Source organism: Mycobacterium sp. UM_Kg27 (assembly GCF_000972905.1).
GTDB lineage: Bacteria > Actinomycetota > Actinomycetes > Mycobacteriales > Mycobacteriaceae > Mycobacterium.
The window spans coordinates 1-15,864 of the sequence record NZ_JRMM01000019.1 but is presented as its reverse complement, the minus strand read 5'-3'; the positions used below and the strand labels follow the sequence as shown (position 1 = coordinate 15,864).

The 15,864-nt window shown below is 67.1% G+C and carries 15 protein-coding genes; 13 read left to right on the top strand and 2 right to left on the bottom strand.

Annotated features, from left to right (window positions below; all coding sequences use genetic code 11):
* Window positions 1-26 precede the first annotated feature (26 nt).
* From fusA to LI94_RS05280, 10 genes are all read left to right on the top strand, one after another.
* The gene (gene fusA, locus LI94_RS05325; RefSeq protein ID WP_046300530.1) at window positions 27-2,129 is read left to right on the top strand and encodes an elongation factor G; all 2,103 of its coding nucleotides are present in this window, start codon (window positions 27-29) and stop codon (window positions 2,127-2,129) included.
* Between the two features lie 91 nt (window positions 2,130-2,220).
* Entirely contained in the window at window positions 2,221-3,411 is a 1,191-nt protein-coding gene (gene tuf / locus LI94_RS05320; protein ID WP_046282637.1) for an elongation factor Tu, read from the top strand.
* 97 nt (window positions 3,412-3,508) lie between these two features.
* Window positions 3,509-4,312: an SHOCT domain-containing protein gene (locus LI94_RS05315; RefSeq protein WP_046300529.1), complete on the top strand. Its 804-nt coding sequence runs from the start codon at window positions 3,509-3,511 to the stop codon at window positions 4,310-4,312.
* 51 nt (window positions 4,313-4,363) lie between these two features.
* Window positions 4,364-5,194: a mycofactocin-coupled SDR family oxidoreductase gene (locus LI94_RS05310; RefSeq protein WP_024441013.1), complete on the top strand. Its 831-nt coding sequence runs from the start codon at window positions 4,364-4,366 to the stop codon at window positions 5,192-5,194.
* Window positions 5,195-5,224: 30 nt separating this feature from the next.
* A complete protein-coding gene (locus LI94_RS05305) occupies window positions 5,225-6,403 on the top strand; it encodes an FAD-dependent oxidoreductase (RefSeq protein ID WP_024441014.1) in 1,179 nt (392 codons plus the stop codon).
* A 178-nt stretch (window positions 6,404-6,581) separates the two neighbouring features.
* On the top strand, window positions 6,582-7,628 hold the full coding sequence (locus LI94_RS05300; protein WP_046300539.1) for a phosphotransferase family protein: 1,047 nt from the start codon (window positions 6,582-6,584) through the stop codon (window positions 7,626-7,628).
* A gap of 1 nt (window position 7,629) precedes the next feature.
* Window positions 7,630-8,391: a glucose 1-dehydrogenase gene (locus tag LI94_RS05295; protein ID WP_024441016.1), complete on the top strand. Its 762-nt coding sequence runs from the start codon at window positions 7,630-7,632 to the stop codon at window positions 8,389-8,391.
* A 22-nt stretch (window positions 8,392-8,413) separates the two neighbouring features.
* Window positions 8,414-9,712, top strand: coding sequence for an acyl-CoA dehydrogenase family protein (locus LI94_RS05290; RefSeq protein WP_046300528.1), 1,299 nt, complete (start codon window positions 8,414-8,416; stop codon window positions 9,710-9,712).
* Window positions 9,709-10,320 carry a TetR/AcrR family transcriptional regulator gene (locus LI94_RS05285; RefSeq protein ID WP_046300527.1) on the top strand — a complete coding sequence of 204 codons (612 nt, stop codon included), beginning with the start codon at window positions 9,709-9,711 and terminating at the stop codon, window positions 10,318-10,320. The genes LI94_RS05290 and LI94_RS05285 overlap by 4 nt, the downstream gene beginning before the upstream one ends.
* Entirely contained in the window at window positions 10,320-11,288 is a 969-nt protein-coding gene (locus LI94_RS05280; RefSeq protein ID WP_046300526.1) for an NADPH:quinone oxidoreductase family protein, read from the top strand. The genes LI94_RS05285 and LI94_RS05280 overlap by 1 nt, the downstream gene beginning before the upstream one ends.
* Here the strand turns inward: LI94_RS05280 and LI94_RS05275 are convergent.
* Both LI94_RS05275 and LI94_RS05270 read right to left on the bottom strand, forming a co-directional pair.
* Entirely contained in the window at window positions 11,275-11,664 is a 390-nt protein-coding gene (locus LI94_RS05275) for a lipocalin-like domain-containing protein (protein ID WP_046300525.1), read from the bottom strand. The genes LI94_RS05280 and LI94_RS05275 overlap by 14 nt on opposite strands.
* A complete protein-coding gene (locus tag LI94_RS05270; RefSeq protein WP_046300524.1) occupies window positions 11,664-13,154 on the bottom strand; it encodes a carboxyl transferase domain-containing protein in 1,491 nt (496 codons plus the stop codon). The genes LI94_RS05275 and LI94_RS05270 overlap by 1 nt, the downstream gene beginning before the upstream one ends.
* A 120-nt stretch (window positions 13,155-13,274) precedes the next feature.
* On the opposite strand from LI94_RS05270, the gene LI94_RS05265 reads away from it, so the two are divergent.
* From LI94_RS05265 to LI94_RS05255, 3 genes are all read left to right on the top strand, one after another.
* Entirely contained in the window at window positions 13,275-14,363 is a 1,089-nt protein-coding gene (locus LI94_RS05265) for a phosphotransferase (protein ID WP_024441022.1), read from the top strand.
* 38 nt (window positions 14,364-14,401) lie between these two features.
* Entirely contained in the window at window positions 14,402-15,226 is an 825-nt protein-coding gene (locus LI94_RS05260; RefSeq protein WP_024441023.1) for an enoyl-CoA hydratase/isomerase family protein, read from the top strand.
* A gap of 114 nt (window positions 15,227-15,340) precedes the next feature.
* Window positions 15,341-15,864 (top strand): ABC transporter permease (locus LI94_RS05255; protein WP_046300538.1); only part of this gene is annotated, 524 nt, incomplete at its 3' end.

Here is a 15,864-nt window from a genome sequence, read left to right as displayed (position 1 = left end):
GTAACCGAAAGAGTGGGAAGACTGCTGTGGCACAGGATGTGCTGACTGACCTGAACAAGGTCCGCAATATCGGCATCATGGCGCACATCGATGCTGGTAAGACGACGACGACCGAGCGGATCCTGTACTACACCGGCGTCAACTACAAGATCGGTGAGACGCACGACGGTGCCTCCACGACCGACTGGATGGAGCAGGAGCAGGAGCGCGGCATCACCATCACCTCCGCCGCGGTGACCTGCTTCTGGAACAAGAACCAGATCAACATCATCGACACCCCGGGCCACGTCGACTTCACCGTCGAGGTGGAGCGCTCCCTGCGTGTTCTCGATGGCGCCGTTGCCGTGTTCGACGGCAAGGAGGGCGTGGAGCCGCAGTCCGAGCAGGTGTGGCGGCAGGCCGACAAGTACGACGTGCCCCGGATCTGCTTCGTCAACAAGATGGACAAGCTCGGTGCGGACTTCTACTTCACCGTGCGCACCATCGAAGAGCGCCTCGGCGCTCGCCCGCTGGTGATCCAGCTGCCGATCGGCGCGGAGAACGACTTCGAGGGCATCGTCGACCTGGTCGAGATGAGCGCCAAGGTGTGGCGCGGCGAGACCAAGCTCGGTGAGACCTACGAGACCATCGAGATCCCGGCCGACCTGGCCGGCAAGGCCGACGAGTACCGGACCGCTCTGCTGGAGGCAGTCGCCGAGACCGACGAGGCTCTGCTGGAGAAGTACCTCGGCGGCGAGGAGCTCTCGATTGAGGAGATCAAGGGCGGCATCCGCAAGCTGACGGTCTCGTCGGAGCTCTACCCGGTGCTGTGCGGCAGCGCGTTCAAGAACAAGGGTGTCCAGCCGATGCTGGACGCGGTGATCGACTACCTGCCGTCGCCGCTGGACGTCGAGTCCGTGCAGGGCCACGTGCCCGGCAAGGAAGACGAGGTCATCAGCCGCAAGCCCAGCATCGACGAGCCGTTCTCGGCGCTGGCGTTCAAGATCGCGGTGCACCCCTTCTTCGGCAAGCTCACCTACGTCCGGGTGTACTCGGGCAAGGTGGAGTCCGGCACGCAGGTGGTCAACTCGACCAAGGGCAAGAAGGAGCGGCTGGGCAAGCTGTTCCAGATGCACTCCAACAAGGAGAACCCGGTCGACTCGGCGTTCGCCGGCCACATCTACGCGATGATCGGCCTGAAGGACACCACCACCGGCGACACGCTGTGCGACCCGAACAACCAGATCGTGCTGGAGTCGATGACGTTCCCGGCACCGGTCATCGAGGTGGCCATCGAGCCCAAGACCAAGAGTGACCAGGAGAAGCTGAGCCTGGCCATCCAGAAGCTGGCCGAAGAGGACCCGACCTTCAAGGTCCACCTCGACCAGGAGACCGGTCAGACCGTGATCGGCGGCATGGGCGAGCTGCACCTGGACATCCTGGTGGACCGCATGCGCCGCGAGTTCAAGGTCGAGGCCAACGTCGGCAAGCCGCAGGTGGCCTACAAGGAGACCATCCGCCGCAAGGTGGAGAAGGTCGAATACACCCACAAGAAGCAGACGGGTGGCTCGGGCCAGTTCGCGAAGGTCCTCATCGACATCGAACCGTTCACCGGCGAAGACGGTGCCACCTACGAGTTCGAGAACAAGGTCACCGGTGGCCGCGTGCCCCGCGAGTACATCCCCGCGGTGGACGCCGGAGCCCAGGACGCCATGCAGTACGGCGTGCTGGCCGGCTACCCGCTGGTCAACATCAAGGTCACCCTGACCGACGGTCAGTACCACGACGTCGACTCCTCCGAGATGGCCTTCAAGGTGGCCGGCTCGCAGGCACTGAAGAAGGCTGCCGCTGCCGCGCAGCCGGTGATCCTGGAACCGATCATGGCCGTTGAGGTCACCACGCCCGAGGACTACATGGGCGATGTGATCGGCGCCCTGAACTCCCGCCGTGGCCAGATTCAGGCCATGGAGGAGCGCAGCGGTGCGCGCGTCGTCAAGGCGCAGGTGCCGCTGTCGGAGATGTTCGGCTACGTCGGAGACTTGCGGTCGAAGACCCAGGGCCGGGCGAACTACTCCATGGTGTTCGACTCCTACGCCGAAGTGCCGGCGCAGGTGGCGAAGGAGATTATCGCGAAGGCAACGGGCGAGTAACTAGCTTCCCGCCCGTGCCGCTACGGTGGCACAAACCAAAAAAGATCAATCCTGCTGTAACCCAGCACCAACAAGTCCAGGAGGACAAGAAGTGGCGAAGGCGAAGTTCGAGCGGACGAAGCCGCACGTCAACATCGGGACCATCGGTCACGTTGACCACGGCAAGACCACGCTGACCGCGGCTATCACCAAGGTTCTGCACGACAAGTACCCGGACCTGAACGAGTCGCGTGCGTTCGACCAGATCGACAACGCTCCCGAAGAGCGTCAGCGCGGTATCACGATCAACATCTCCCACGTGGAGTACCAGACCGAGAAGCGGCACTACGCCCACGTCGACGCGCCGGGCCACGCCGACTACATCAAGAACATGATCACCGGTGCCGCCCAGATGGACGGCGCGATCCTGGTGGTCGCGGCCACCGACGGCCCGATGCCGCAGACCCGCGAGCACGTGCTGCTGGCCCGTCAGGTCGGTGTGCCCTACATCCTGGTGGCGCTGAACAAGTCGGACATGGTCGACGACGAGGAGCTCCTCGAGCTCGTCGAGATGGAGGTCCGCGAACTGCTGGGTGCCCAGGACTTCGACGAGGAGGCCCCGGTGGTCCGGGTGTCGGCTCTGAAGGCGCTCGAGGGCGACGAGAAGTGGGTCAAGTCCGTCCAGGACCTGATGGAGGCCGTCGACGAGTCCATCCCGGACCCGGTTCGTGAGACCGACAAGCCGTTCCTGATGCCGGTTGAGGACGTCTTCACCATCACCGGTCGTGGCACCGTGGTCACCGGTCGTGTCGAGCGCGGCGTGATCAACGTGAACGAGGAAGTCGAGATCGTCGGCATCCGTCCGGAGACCACCAAGACGACCGTCACCGGTGTCGAGATGTTCCGCAAGCTGCTGGACCAGGGTCAGGCCGGTGACAACGTCGGCCTGCTGATCCGTGGTATCAAGCGTGAGGACGTCGAGCGTGGCCAGGTTGTGGTCAAGCCCGGCACCACCACCCCGCACACCGAGTTCGAGGGCCAGGCCTACATCCTGTCCAAGGACGAGGGTGGTCGCCACACGCCGTTCTTCAACAACTACCGTCCGCAGTTCTACTTCCGCACCACCGACGTGACCGGTGTGGTGAGCCTGCCGGAGGGCACCGAGATGGTGATGCCCGGTGACAACACCGAGATGACCGTCAAGCTGATCCAGCCTGTCGCCATGGACGAGGGTCTGCGGTTCGCCATCCGTGAGGGTGGTCGTACCGTCGGCGCCGGCCGGGTCGTCAAGATCATCAAGTAGTACCTGCGCTAGCAGAGGCGAAAGCCCCCTTCCCCGCGTGGGAAGGGGGCTTTCGTGTTTGGCAGCAAGAAGCGCCCGCGGCGATATTCTGACGCTCATGGTGTGGCGCTATCTGAAGGCCCAGTTACTAGTCCTGCTGTTCGGCGGCCTGGTGGGGCCGATCTTCCTGATCTGCTACCTGGCCTTTGGCAGGGAGGAAGGACTGGACTGGATGCTGCACTCCGGTGTGCTGATCACCGGCTGCGACATCGTGGCCGCAGTGTTGTGGGCGGGCTACGGTGCGAGATCAGCCCGCTGGAGCGAATTCCTTGAGCAGCACGGTGTGCTGGCACTGGCCGAGGTGGTCGGCATTCATGAGACCGGGACCCGGGTCAACGATCAACCGTTGGTCAAGCTCGACCTACACATCGAAGGGCCGGGCCTGACATCGTTCGACACCCAGGATCGGGTTCTGGCCTCCCTCAACCGGTTACCGGTGATCTCCGGGCGCACTCTGGCCGTCCTTGTCGACCCGGCGACCAATGGATATCGCATCGACTGGGAGCGCAGCGCCCTGCTCAGTGGCACGGTGCCCGCGCGGTTCACCCTGGCCGAGGACAACCAGACCTACGATCTGGCCGGCCAGGTCGGGCCCATGATGGAGATTCTGCAGATCCTGCGGGCCCACGGCGTCCCGGTGCAGGGGGAGATCGACATCCGCTCCGATCCGGCGGTACGTCAACAGGTGGCGGCCGTGGTCCGCCGCGCCGCTGAGCGCAGCGCCGAGGCGGCAGGACCCGGCGGGGCGGCGTCGCAATCGACGGGGGAGCGCCTGCAGGAATTGGAAGCTCTGCGCAAAGACGGAATCGTCACCGACGACGAGTACCGGCAGAAACGTCAGCAGATCATTGCCGACCTCTGACCGTTCGCGATAGGTAGAACACGTTCTAGATTGAGCTGCTAGCCTCGTCGAGTGAGCGAGAGCCAGAACCACAACCTGCAGGGCAAGGTGGCCTTTGTCACCGGTGCGGCGCGCGGCCAGGGCCGTTCGCATGCGATCCGGCTGGCGGCCGCCGGCGCCGACATCATCGCCGCCGACATCTGCGCCCCGGCGTCGGACTGCATCACCTACCCGGCGGCCACGCCCGAGGAATTCGCCGAGATGGTCAGTGCGGTCGAGGCCCACGGCCGTAAGGTGTTGGCCCGCACGGTCGACGTTCGTGACGACGCCGGCCTGCGCCAGCTGGTCGACGACGGCGTTGAGCAGTTCGGGCGCCTCGACGTGGTGGTGGCCAACGCCGGCGTGCTGAGCTGGGGCCGGTTGTGGGAGCTCACCGACGAGCAGTGGAACACCGTCATCGACGTGAACCTGACCGGTACCTGGCGCACCATCCGCGCAGCGGTGCCGGCGATGATCGAGGCCGACAACGGCGGTTCGATCGTGATCGTCAGCTCGTCGGCCGGGCTGAAGGCCACGCCGGGCAACGGCCACTACGCGGCGAGCAAGCACGCCCTGGTGGGTCTTACCAACACGTTGGCTCTCGAGGTCGGGGCGCATCGGATCCGGGTCAACTCGATTCACCCGTACTCGGTGGACACTCCGATGATCGAGCCGCAGGTGATGGCCCAGATCTTCACCGAACGCCCGGACTATCTGCACGCCTTCCCCCCGATGCCGCTGCACCCGCAGTCCTTCATGACCGCTGACCAGGTCTCCGACGTGGTGGTTTGGCTGGCCGGTGATGGCTCTGGAATCCTGACGGGAGTCCAGATCCAGGTCGACAAGGGCGCGCTCAAGTACTGATCGTCCCTGGCCGGGAGAAACAGGGGGATCGTGGTGCCCGACAACGGGATCGTCATCGTCGGCGGCGGCTTGGCGGCTGTCCGCACGGCCGAGGAATTGCGGCGCGAGGAGTATGCGGGGTCGATCACGATCGTCTCCGACGAGACTCGCCCGCCCTATGACCGGCCGCCGCTGACCAAAGAGGTGCTGCGCGGGGAGCGCGACGACACCACGTTGGAGCCGCCCGAGTTCTACGCCTCCCGCGACATCACCCTGCGGCTGGACTGCGGTGCGTGCACCGTCGACACTGCCGCACAATCGGTGACGCTGGCAGACGGCACCGTGCTGGGCTACGACCAACTCGTGATCGCCACCGGTCTGGTGCCGTGGCGTATCCCGAGCTTCGGCGACCTGGACGGCATCCGCGTGGTCCGGTCGTTCGAGGACAGCCTGGCGTTGCGCGACGACGCGGCCGGCGCCAGCCGGGCGGTGGTGATCGGCGCGGGATTCATTGGTTGTGAGGCGGCTGCCAGCCTGCGCAAGCTGGGCGTGGACGTCGTGCTGGTGGAGCCGCAGCCCACCCCGCTGGCGGCCGTGCTCGGTGAGCAGATCGGCGAACTGGTGGCACGGCTGCACCGGGCCAACGGCGTCGATGTCCGCAGCGGCGTCGGCGTCGCGGAGGTTCGCGGCGCGGGCCGCGTCGAGACGGTGGTGCTCTCCGACGGCACCGAACTGGCTGCCGACGTGGTGGTGCTCGGCGTGGGGTCGCGGCCGGCCACCGAGTGGCTGGAGGGCTCCGGTGTGGAGTTGGACAACGGGGTGGTGTGCGACGCGACGGGACGCACCAGTGCACCGAACGTCTGGGCCGTCGGCGACGTGGCGTTCTGGCGGGGCCGCGAAGGCCACCAGGTGCGCGTCGAGCACTGGAGCAATGTCGTCACCCAGGTCCGGGTGATGGTCCCGACCATGCTGGGCCGGGAGTCGCTGCATGACGTGGCGGTGCCGGCGTACTTCTGGAGCGACCAGTACGACGTGAAGATCCAGTGCCTGGGCGAGCCGGAGGCTACCGACACCGTGCACCTGGTCGAGGACGACGGTCACAAGTTCCTGGCCTACTACGAGCGCAACGGCGTGCTGGCCGGCGTCGTCGGCGCGGGCCGGCCCGGCAAGGTGATGGGTGCGCGGGCCAAGATCGCCGCGGGAGCGCCGATCTCCGAAGTGCTGGGCTGACGCGGGTCAATCAGGATCGGATCGCCCCACAAGCACCATCGTTACCAGTTCGTCGTTGAGATTGCTTCCCGGGCTGTAGATTTCGTGGATCTACGACCCTAGGTGCAGTTTCAACGGTGGTCTGGTGCTGTCGCTTGGAGAACGCTATTCTCTGCATAGAGATTGCGAGGTGCGTGCGATGGCGGACAGGCAAGCGGCACGGCTGGACAGCGGCGCGCTGGGGCGATGGCTCGACACTCAAGGTGCCCCCGGAACCGGTGAACAACCGTTGTTGGAACCGCTGCGCGGCGGCTCGCAGAACACCCTGTACCGGGTGCGCCGGGGCGAGGCCGCGATGGTGCTGCGAATGCCGGGCGCCCGGGCGGACGCCGCCCGCGTCGACGGGCTACGGCGCGAGATCCGCCTGGTGCGGGCGCTGTCGGGAACCGACGTCCCGCACGCGCAGTTGATCGCCGCCGACGACGGCGGGGAACTGCTCGGCACACCGTTCTACGTGATGGCCGAGGTGGACGGCTGGAACTCGACCGGCGACGCCTGGCCGGCGCCGTTCGACGCGGATCTGAGTACACGCCGCGGCCTGGCCTTCGAGCTGGTCGAGGGCGCCGCCCGCCTCGCACGAGTGGACTGGCGGGCCCAGGGGCTCGACGGGTTCGGCCGTCCGAACGGCTTCCATGAGCGTCAGGTGGACCGCTGGCTGGCCTTTTTGGACAGCTACCGGGTACGCGACCTGCCGGGCCTGGACGAGGCCGCGGACTGGTTGCGCCACAACCGGCCGGCGCACTACACCCCAGGCATCATGCACGGCGACTACCAGTTCGCCAACGTGATGTATGCCCACGGCGCACCCGCGAAGCTGGTCGCGATCATCGACTGGGAGATGACGACCATCGGCGATCCGCTGCTGGACCTGGCCTGGGCGCTGCTCGGCTATGACGGCGAAAACCCGCGTACCCAAGGTTATTACGCCGACCTCGCGGGCATGCCGACCCGATCGGAGTTGCTGGAACGCTACGAACAGGTCAGCGGCCTGTCCACCGACAACATCGACTACTACCTGGTGCTGGCCAACTGGAAGTTGGGAATCGTGCTGGAGAAGACCTACGCCGCCTCGGTCACCGGTGACCGGGTCGATCCGAAGATCGCCGCCGCCATGGGCCCGATGATCCCGCAGTTGATCAGCGCCGCAGCCGAACTCGCCCGCTCCTTACCGGCCAAGCGCAGTTGACATGGGGTACGCGGATTCACTCTTCGACCTGACCGACCGGGTGGTGCTGGTCACCGGCGGCAGCCGCGGCCTGGGGCGCGAGATGGCGCTGGCGGCCGCCCGCTGCGGCGCCGACGTGGTGGTCGCCAGCCGCAAACTCGAGTCCTGCCAGGCCACGGCCGCGGAGATCGAGGCCGAGACGGGGCGCTCCGCGATGCCCTATGCGGTGCACGTGGGGCGCTGGGATCAGCTCGACGGATTGGTCGACGCGGCCTACGAGCGGTTCGGCCGGGTCGACGTGCTGGTCAACAATGCCGGCATGTCACCGGTCTACGACAAGCAGACCGACGTCACCGAGAAGATGTTCGACGCCGTGGTGAACCTCAACCTCAAAGGCCCGTTTCGGTTGTCGGCGTTGATCGGTGAACGGATGATGACCGCGGGCCGGGGATCGATCATCAATGTCAGCACTCACGGATCGTTGCGCCCGCACCCGTCGTTCATCCCCTATGCCGCGTCCAAGGCCGGCCTCAACGTCATGACCGAAGCGCTGGCACAGGCGTTCGGGCCGGTAGTTCGGGTCAACACCTTGATGCCCGGGCCGTTCCTCACCGAAATCTCCAAGGCGTGGAACTTCGACGAATCCGACAACCCGTTCGGCGCCGCCGCGTTGCAGCGTGCCGGCAACCCGCCGGAGATCGTCGGTGCGGCACTGTTTTTGATGTCGGACGCCTCCAGCTTCACCACCGGTTCGATCGTGCGGGCCGACGGCGGCAGTGTCTGACCTACCGTAGAAGGAGCGGAAAATGGCGTGGGACTTCTCTACTGAATCGGAGTTCGAGGCGAAGCTCGACTGGATCCGGACGTTCGTGCGCGACGAGGTGGAGCCGCTGGAGGTGGTGTTTCCCGGCTGCGAATACCTGCCGCTGACCGAGGAACGCCGCCGGATCGTCGACCCGCTCAAGGACCGGGTGCGCGAACAGGGGCTGTGGGCGCCGCATCTGGGGCCGGAGCTGGGCGGCCAGGGATTCGGGGCGGTCAAACTGACGTTGATCAATGAGATCCTGGGCCGGTCCAGTTGGGCGCCGATCGTGTTCGGAACCCAGGCCCCCGACACCGGCAACGCCGAAATCCTGGCCCGCTTCGGCACGCAAGAGCAGAAGGACAGCTACCTGGCCGGCTTGCTGTCGGGGGAGATCTTCTCCTGCTTCTCGATGACCGAGCCGCAGGGCGGCGCCGACCCTCGGGTGTTCACCACTCGGGCCGTCCGCGACGGTGACGACTGGGTGATCACCGGGCGGAAGTACTTCTCCTCCAACGCATCGGTGGCGTCGTTCTTCATCGTGGTGGCCATCACCGACCCGGATGTTCCGGTGCACCGCGGTGCCTCGACGTTCTTGATCCCGGCCGGAACCCCGGGCCTGGAAATCGAAGCCACCCATCACCTGGTGGGGTCGCATCCGCACGAGGCCGGCCATTCACTAGTGCATTACGCGGGCGTGCGGGTGCCGGCCGACGCGATCCTGGGCGAGCCCGGGCAAGGTTTCCTGATCCTGCAGAGCCGGCTGGCCGGCGGGCGCCTGCATCACGCGATGCGCTCGATCGGGGTGGCCCAGAGGGCCATCGACATGATGGCCCGCCGCGCCAAAAGCCGTTTCACCCAAGGCAGTTCGCTGGCTGACAAGCAGCTGGTGCAGGCGTTCATCGCCGACTCCTATGCCGAGCTGGTCCCCTTTCGGCTGACGGTGCTGCACGCGGCGTGGCTGATCGACTCCGGCGACGAGAAGGCGGCCCGCGCCGAGATCGGGGTCTGCAAGATCCTGGCCTCGCAGGTGCTCAAGTCGATCGGGCTGCGCGCGATCCAGGTGCACGGCGCGATGGGCCTGACCGAACAGTTGCCGCTGACCAATGTGCTCCTTGGTGGGGTGGCGCTGGGACTGGCCGACGGCCCCACCGAGGCGCACAAGGTGAACCTGGCCCGGCTGCTGCTCAAGGACTACGACGCCGAGGACCCGGAGTGGCCCAGCGAATTCCTGGACAACCGGATCGAAGCCGCGCGCGAGAAGTACGGCGACTTGGTCGACCGGATCCCGGCGGTGCCATGACCACTCGTGTCGATGCCGCGGTGCACCGCGCGCTCGACGACCGCCAGCGCGAGGCCACCGCCGAGGTGGAACGCATCCTGGCCGCGGCGGTGACGGTGCTGCAGCGCAGTGCGCCCGACCCGCCCCGGGTGTGCGACATCGTCGCCGAGGCGGGCTCATCGAATAAAGCGTTCTACCGCTACTTCGCCGGTAAGGACGACGTGATCCTGGCGGTGATGGAGCGCGGTATCGCGCTCGTGGTGTCCTACCTGGAGCATCAACTGGCCAAAGAACCCACGCCGGAAGCCAAGGTCGCGGCCTGGATCCGGGGCGCCCTGGCGCAGCTGTCCGATCCGCACCTGCTGAGCCTGAGCCGCGCCGCCAGCACCCAGCTGGCGGACAGTGCCGACCGCACGCGCTCCGATGAGGACATCCTGGCGCCGTTGCGCGATCTGCTCACCGCACCGGTCAGCGCGCTCGGCGGTGACGACCCCCGCCGGGATGCCGATCTGGTCTTTGGCGCTACCTTGTCGACCATGCGTGGCTACCTCAATGCCGGCCGGCGGCCGAAGCGGGCCGATGTGGATCACCTGGTGTCGTTCTGCCTTCGCGGGCTGGGGGTGGCCTGATGCGCGCGATCGTCTGCGAACAGTACGGGCCGCCGGAAGATCTGGTGCTGCGGGAGCTGCCCGACCCGACGCCCGGCCCCGGCACGCTGGTGGTCCGGGTACGGGCCGCGGCGGTCAACTTCCCCGACGTGCTGCTGATCGACGGCAAGTACCAGCTGAAGATACCGGTGCCGTTCACCCCCGGCAGTGAGCTGGCCGGCGAGGTGATCGCCGCCGGCGACGGCGTGCCCTTTGCGCCCGGCGACCGGGTGGTCGGCACGTCGTTCGTGGGCGGTTTCGCTGAGCAGGCGCTGGTGCCCGCGGCGGTGGCCTCCCGCATCCCCGATGGCATCGACTACGCGGCCGCGGCCGGCTTCGGAGTCACCTACCGCACGGCATATCACGCCCTGCGCTCGGTTGCCCAAGTGGCAGAAGGTGATTGGGTAGTAGTGCTGGGTGCCGCCGGCGGTGTCGGGCTGGCCGCCGTCGACCTCGCCGTGGCGATGGGCGCCAAAGTGCTTGCCGCGGCGTCCAGCCCCGAGAAGCTGGAAGTGTGCCGCCAGCGGGGTGCGGCCGCGACGGTCGACTACGACCGCGAAGACCTCAAGACGCGGATCCGCGAGATCACCGGCGACGGCGCGCAGGCCGTGCTCGACCCGGTAGGCGGTTCCTACGCCGAGCCGGCCCTGCGCAGCCTGGCCCGCGGTGGGCGCTTCATCACCTTGGGCTATGCCGCCGGAACGATTCCGGCGATTCCGCTGAACCTGGTGATGCTCAAGGGCATCACGGTGCAGGGCATGGAGATTCGGACGTTCGCTACCGACTTCCCGGCGGAGAACGAGCGTGACCTCGCCGAACTGCAGCAGCTGTTCGCCGAGGGCAGGGTCAGCCCCTACATCGGGGCGCGTTTCCCGCTCGCCGAGGCCGCAACCGCGCTGCGCTACGTTGCCGACCGCAAAGCGATCGGCAAGGTCATCATCGACGTCTGACCCAGACCAACGTGTTGTGTGTCGTCACACCGTCGTTGGTGGTGGTCGCCGACAGCGTCAGCCGGTCGCCCTCGACGCGTGCCTGCCGCAACTGCGGGCTCACCAGCAGCTCCGGCAGCATCGAGACACTGACGTCGTGATGCACGGTCGCGGTGTCCTCGTCGACCCGGAAGCGGCCGCAGTAGGCGATATAGCCGGGTAGCGTCGCGTCGGCGCTGCCGGTCAGTTGAGCCGACATATAACCGTCGGCGGTGTAGAGGATCAGCCCGCGCGGCGCCGTGCCCAACGGGTGTGACACCGCGCCGGTGCCGGCGTCGACCGAATCAAACGACGCCAACTCCCAGCCGCCCAGCAGTGCCTCGCGCAGAGTGCTCATCAGGGCATGATGACGGTTCGGGTCACCGGCTCGGCGGCGGCCTGGCGGCTGCGCAGCCCGCGCTGCAGCGCCGACAGCAACGCGTCGCGGGTCTCGCGGGGATCGATGAGCTCGTCGAAGCCGAGCTGCTGGGCCGAGTGATACGACGCCTGCAGTTCGGTGTCGCGCAGTTTGGCGGCCAGATCTTCCCCGGCGTGCGACGCCGCGCTGAGCGCGGCCGCACTCATCGCGCCCATCGTCGCCCCGGGGTAGGCGAATGTCGCCACCTGGGAGTCGAATCCCAGCAGCGACATCACCATGGAACCGAACCCGTAGGCCTTGCGCAGCGTCAAATGCAGTTTCACCGTGGTGGCCGCGGTCTGAGCGGCGAACATCCGGGCGCCGGCCCGCAACACCCCGGCTCGCTCGGAGCGGCTGCCGGGCAGCATGCCGGGGTTGTCGGCCAAGAACACGATCGGCAGGTGGAACGAATCGGCGACCATGATGAAGTGCGCCGCCTTGTCTGCGGCGTCGGTGTCGATCGAGCCGGCCAGCACCTGCGGCTGGTTGGCCACCACCGCGACCGGGTGACCGCCCAGGTGGGCCAGTGCGCAGATGATCGCCCGACCGAATCGCGGCTGTACCTCGAACCAGTCGGGCCGGTCGAAGACGACGTCGAGCACCGACCGCATGTCGTAGACCCGGCGGTTGTCCCGCGACACGATGTCGAGCAGCTCGGGAGTGGGCCGCGGTTGTGCGGCCGCGTCCGGCGTCAGCGCGGTGGGGTAGGACCACGCGCTGGACGGGAAGTAGGACAGATACCGGCGGATGTCGTCGAGCACGGTCTCGTCGTCGGCGCCGAAGTTGTGCACCACACCGCTGGTCAGTGCGACCTCGGGACCGCCGAGGTCCTCCTTGGAGATGTCTTCGCCGGTGGATTCTTTGACCACCGGCGGGCCGGCCGTGAAGATCGCGCCGTGCGGGCTCATGATCCGGAAGTCGCAGACCGGACCGACCAGGGCGCCGTGCCCGGCCGAGGGGCCCATCACCGCGGCGACGGTCGGCACCTTGCCCGAGCATTGCGCCTGGGCCAGCAGGTCGGTCGGGGTGCGCCCGTAATGTTCGCCGGTGGGGCGGAATCCGGCACCCTCCAACAGCATTACCAGCGGGATCTTGTCGCGCAGCGCCAGCTCGGCGATCCGGTAGCGCTTGGCGTTGCCGCCGGGACCGATGCTGCCCGCCAGCGTGGTGAAATCCTCGGCGCCCACCATCACCGGGGAGCCGTCGATCAACCCCGAGCCGACCACGATGCCGTCGGCGGCGATCGGCCCGCCGACCATGGTGCCCAGTTCGCGGAAGCTGCCCGGGTCCAGTAGGTGCCCGATTCGGGCGCGCGCATCGAGCTTGCCCTTGCCGTGGTGTTTGGCCACTCGCTCGGGACCGCCCATGGCCCAGGTGTGTTGGCGCCGCCGGTCGAGGTCCTCCAGAGTCTCCTGCCAGCCGTTCGTCATCTGCGGCGCCTCATTTCGTTGACCATACTGAAATTCTTACTGTAGCGTCTCCCGGCGTGGGTGGAATTGGCCGCCCGGACGGGCTTTGACTATGAGTTCCCTTGCGCCGGAGTGCGACCGATGACTTCTGGACGACCGATACCACGCCATCCGCATGACGTGACCAGCCAATGGCTGTCGGCCGTGTTGAGCGCCCGCGGCGAAGCGGTCCAGGTGGCTTCGGTCGACGTCACTCCGGTCGGCACCGGCCAGACCGGGGCCACCTACCGGGTGGCGGCCCGCTACACCGACAACCCGGGCGACTTGCCGGCCAGCTTTGTGATCAAGCTGCCGGCCGGCGACGACGCCGTCCGCGATCGCGTCGTTCTGGGCTATCGCAGTGAGTGCGCTTTCTATCGCGACGTGGCCGACGGCGTCAAGGTTCCGATACCGCAGTGCTTCCACTGCGAAATCACCGATGACGCAACCGAGTACGCCCTGCTGCTCTCCGATCAGGCGCCGGCGGTACAGGGCGATCAGCTCGCCGGTTGCGGTGAACGCCAGGCCCGGTTGGCGGTGGCCGCCCTGGCCGGGCTGCATGCGCCCACCTGGTGCGACCAGCGTTGGCTGACGTTCTCCGGCCTGGCCATGACCCAACTGGACGAGGCCGGTGCCAAGGGCATGGGCGACATCGCCCGGATGTGCGCCGAGACGACCGTGCAGCGGCTCGGTGCCCAGCTCGGCGACGCCGACTGTGCGACGTTGACCGCGGCGCTGGACCTGATCACCCCGTGGGTGTCGGCGCCGCTGGGCCGGTTCGCGTTGATCCACGGCGACTATCGGCTGGACAACATGCTGTTCAGCCCCGCCGGGGACCAGGTCTGGGTGGTGGATTGGCAGACGCTGGGTGTCGGACTGCCGGCCCGCGACCTGGCATTCTTCACCGGCACCAGCTTGGCGCCCGAGCTGCGCAAAGAGATCGAAGCCGACCTGGTCACCGAGTATCACAACGCGCTGCTGAGCCACGGCGTCCGCGAGTATGACCGGGAAACCTGTTGGCAGGACTACCGGTTCGGTGCGCTGCAGGTACCGCTGATCTGCGCGCTCGGGTTGGTGTTCGCGACCGATACGGATCGCGGTGACGACATGTTCGTCACCATGCTGCAGCGCGGATGTCAGGCCATCCGCGATCTGGGCACGCTGGAGCTGGTGGGCGAGCTGGCCGGCTGAGCCCGGTCATCCACGCCGAGGAAGGGGAGTCGGATCTGATGGATGCTCACGCGCAGGGGCCGCGCCCGCCCGAGGGCGATTGGCTCGGAACGCCGTACCTGACGTTTCGGCGAGAGGGTCCGATCGCGGTCTGCACCCTGGATCGCCCCGAGGCCCGCAACGCGATGACGCCGGCAATGTACTTCGGCTTGCGCTATGCAGTGGGCCGAGTCAATCAGGATCCGGAGCTGGCCGGGCTGTTGATCACCGGCACCGCAGACGTGTTCGCCCCCGGCGGGGACATGGGCGGCGGCGGGGCGGACGACTGGCTCACGTTCGGGGCCGCCCTGGGCATGGACATCACCCCGTTCGACACCCTGCGCAGCTCGGTCAAGCCGGTGGTCTCCGCGGTCAACGGGCTGTGCCAGGGCGGCGGGTTGCAGATCGCGCTCTGCAGCGACGTCGCCGTGGTCAGCGATCGCGCCACATTTCGGGTGCCCGAGCTGTTCCGCGGCATCGCCGACACCTACTACAGCCAGATGCTGGCGCGGGTGATCGGGCCGGTCCGCACCCGCGATCTGATGTTCACCGGCCGCACCTTCGGTGCGCAGGAGGCGCTCGACTGGGGCATGGTGGCACGGGTGGTTCCGCACGAGGAACTGGCCGATGTTGCGCGCGACGTGCTGGCACAGTGCTGTCGCACCGCGCCGGCCGCACGTGCCGTGGTCAAGTCCAGCCTGGACTCCTACCTCGGTCTGTTCGACCGGATCGGGATGAGCACCAGCCTGGGGGCGCCGGAGGCCGTCGAAGGGTTCCGCGCCTTCAAAGAGCGCAGGTCACCGACGTGGGTGCATCCCGAACTACGGGTCGACGGTCGGCTATAGATGATTCATTTGCTCCAAATGAGAATGGGTGTGCATAAAAATCAGAATCGGGTATCGCGGAATCCACGAATCGGATAGGATTTACGCGCACTGTCCCGGGAGGAGCCTGTCTATATGGGGATGAAGGGGCTGATCCGCTGGTCTCCAGAATCGGCGATGGTTCGCCTGGCGGGGCCGATGGAGGCGGTCGGCGGGCTCTTCACCATGTCGGTGGATGCCGTCAGGTTCTTGTTCAAGCGCCCGTTCCAGGCCCGGGAGTTCATCGAGCAGTCCTGGTTTGTTGCGCGCGTCTCGCTCGCGCCCACGTTGCTGGTGGCCATTCCCTTCACGGTCCTGGTCAGCTTCATCCTCAACATCCTGCTGCGCGAGCTCGGCGCGGCCGACCTGTCCGGTGCCGGCGCCGCGTTCGGCGCGGTCACCCAGGTCGGACCGATGGTGACGGTGTTGATCGTGGCGGGGGCCGGTGCCACCGCGATGTGCGCCGACCTGGGGTCGCGCACCATCCGCGAAGAGATCGACGCCATGGAGGTGTTGGGTATCAACCCGGTGCAACGGTTGGTGACTCCGCGGATGCTCGCCGCCGGACTGGTGGCGTTGCTGCTCAACAGCCTCGTGGTGATCCTGTCTCTTATACACAT

Bases quoted from the DNA above. Each gene is read 5' to 3' on its own strand.
- LI94_RS05300 (WP_046300539.1), top strand. From the start codon at position 6,582: ATGGCGGACAGGCAAGCGGCACGGCTGGACAGCGGCGCGCTGGGGCGA.
- LI94_RS05280 (WP_046300526.1), top strand. From the start codon at position 10,320: ATGCGCGCGATCGTCTGCGAACAGTACGGGCCGCCGGAAGATCTGGTG.
- LI94_RS05260 (WP_024441023.1), top strand. From the start codon at position 14,402: ATGGATGCTCACGCGCAGGGGCCGCGCCCGCCCGAGGGCGATTGGCTC.
- LI94_RS05265 (WP_024441022.1), top strand. From the start codon at position 13,275: ATGACTTCTGGACGACCGATACCACGCCATCCGCATGACGTGACCAGC.
- LI94_RS05295 (WP_024441016.1), top strand. From the start codon at position 7,630: ATGGGGTACGCGGATTCACTCTTCGACCTGACCGACCGGGTGGTGCTG.
- LI94_RS05285 (WP_046300527.1), top strand. From the start codon at position 9,709: ATGACCACTCGTGTCGATGCCGCGGTGCACCGCGCGCTCGACGACCGC.
- LI94_RS05290 (WP_046300528.1), top strand. From the start codon at position 8,414: ATGGCGTGGGACTTCTCTACTGAATCGGAGTTCGAGGCGAAGCTCGAC.
- LI94_RS05275 (WP_046300525.1), bottom strand. From the start codon at position 11,664: ATGAGCACTCTGCGCGAGGCACTGCTGGGCGGCTGGGAGTTGGCGTCG.
- LI94_RS05270 (WP_046300524.1), bottom strand. From the start codon at position 13,154: ATGACGAACGGCTGGCAGGAGACTCTGGAGGACCTCGACCGGCGGCGC.
- LI94_RS05315 (WP_046300529.1), top strand. From the start codon at position 3,509: ATGGTGTGGCGCTATCTGAAGGCCCAGTTACTAGTCCTGCTGTTCGGC.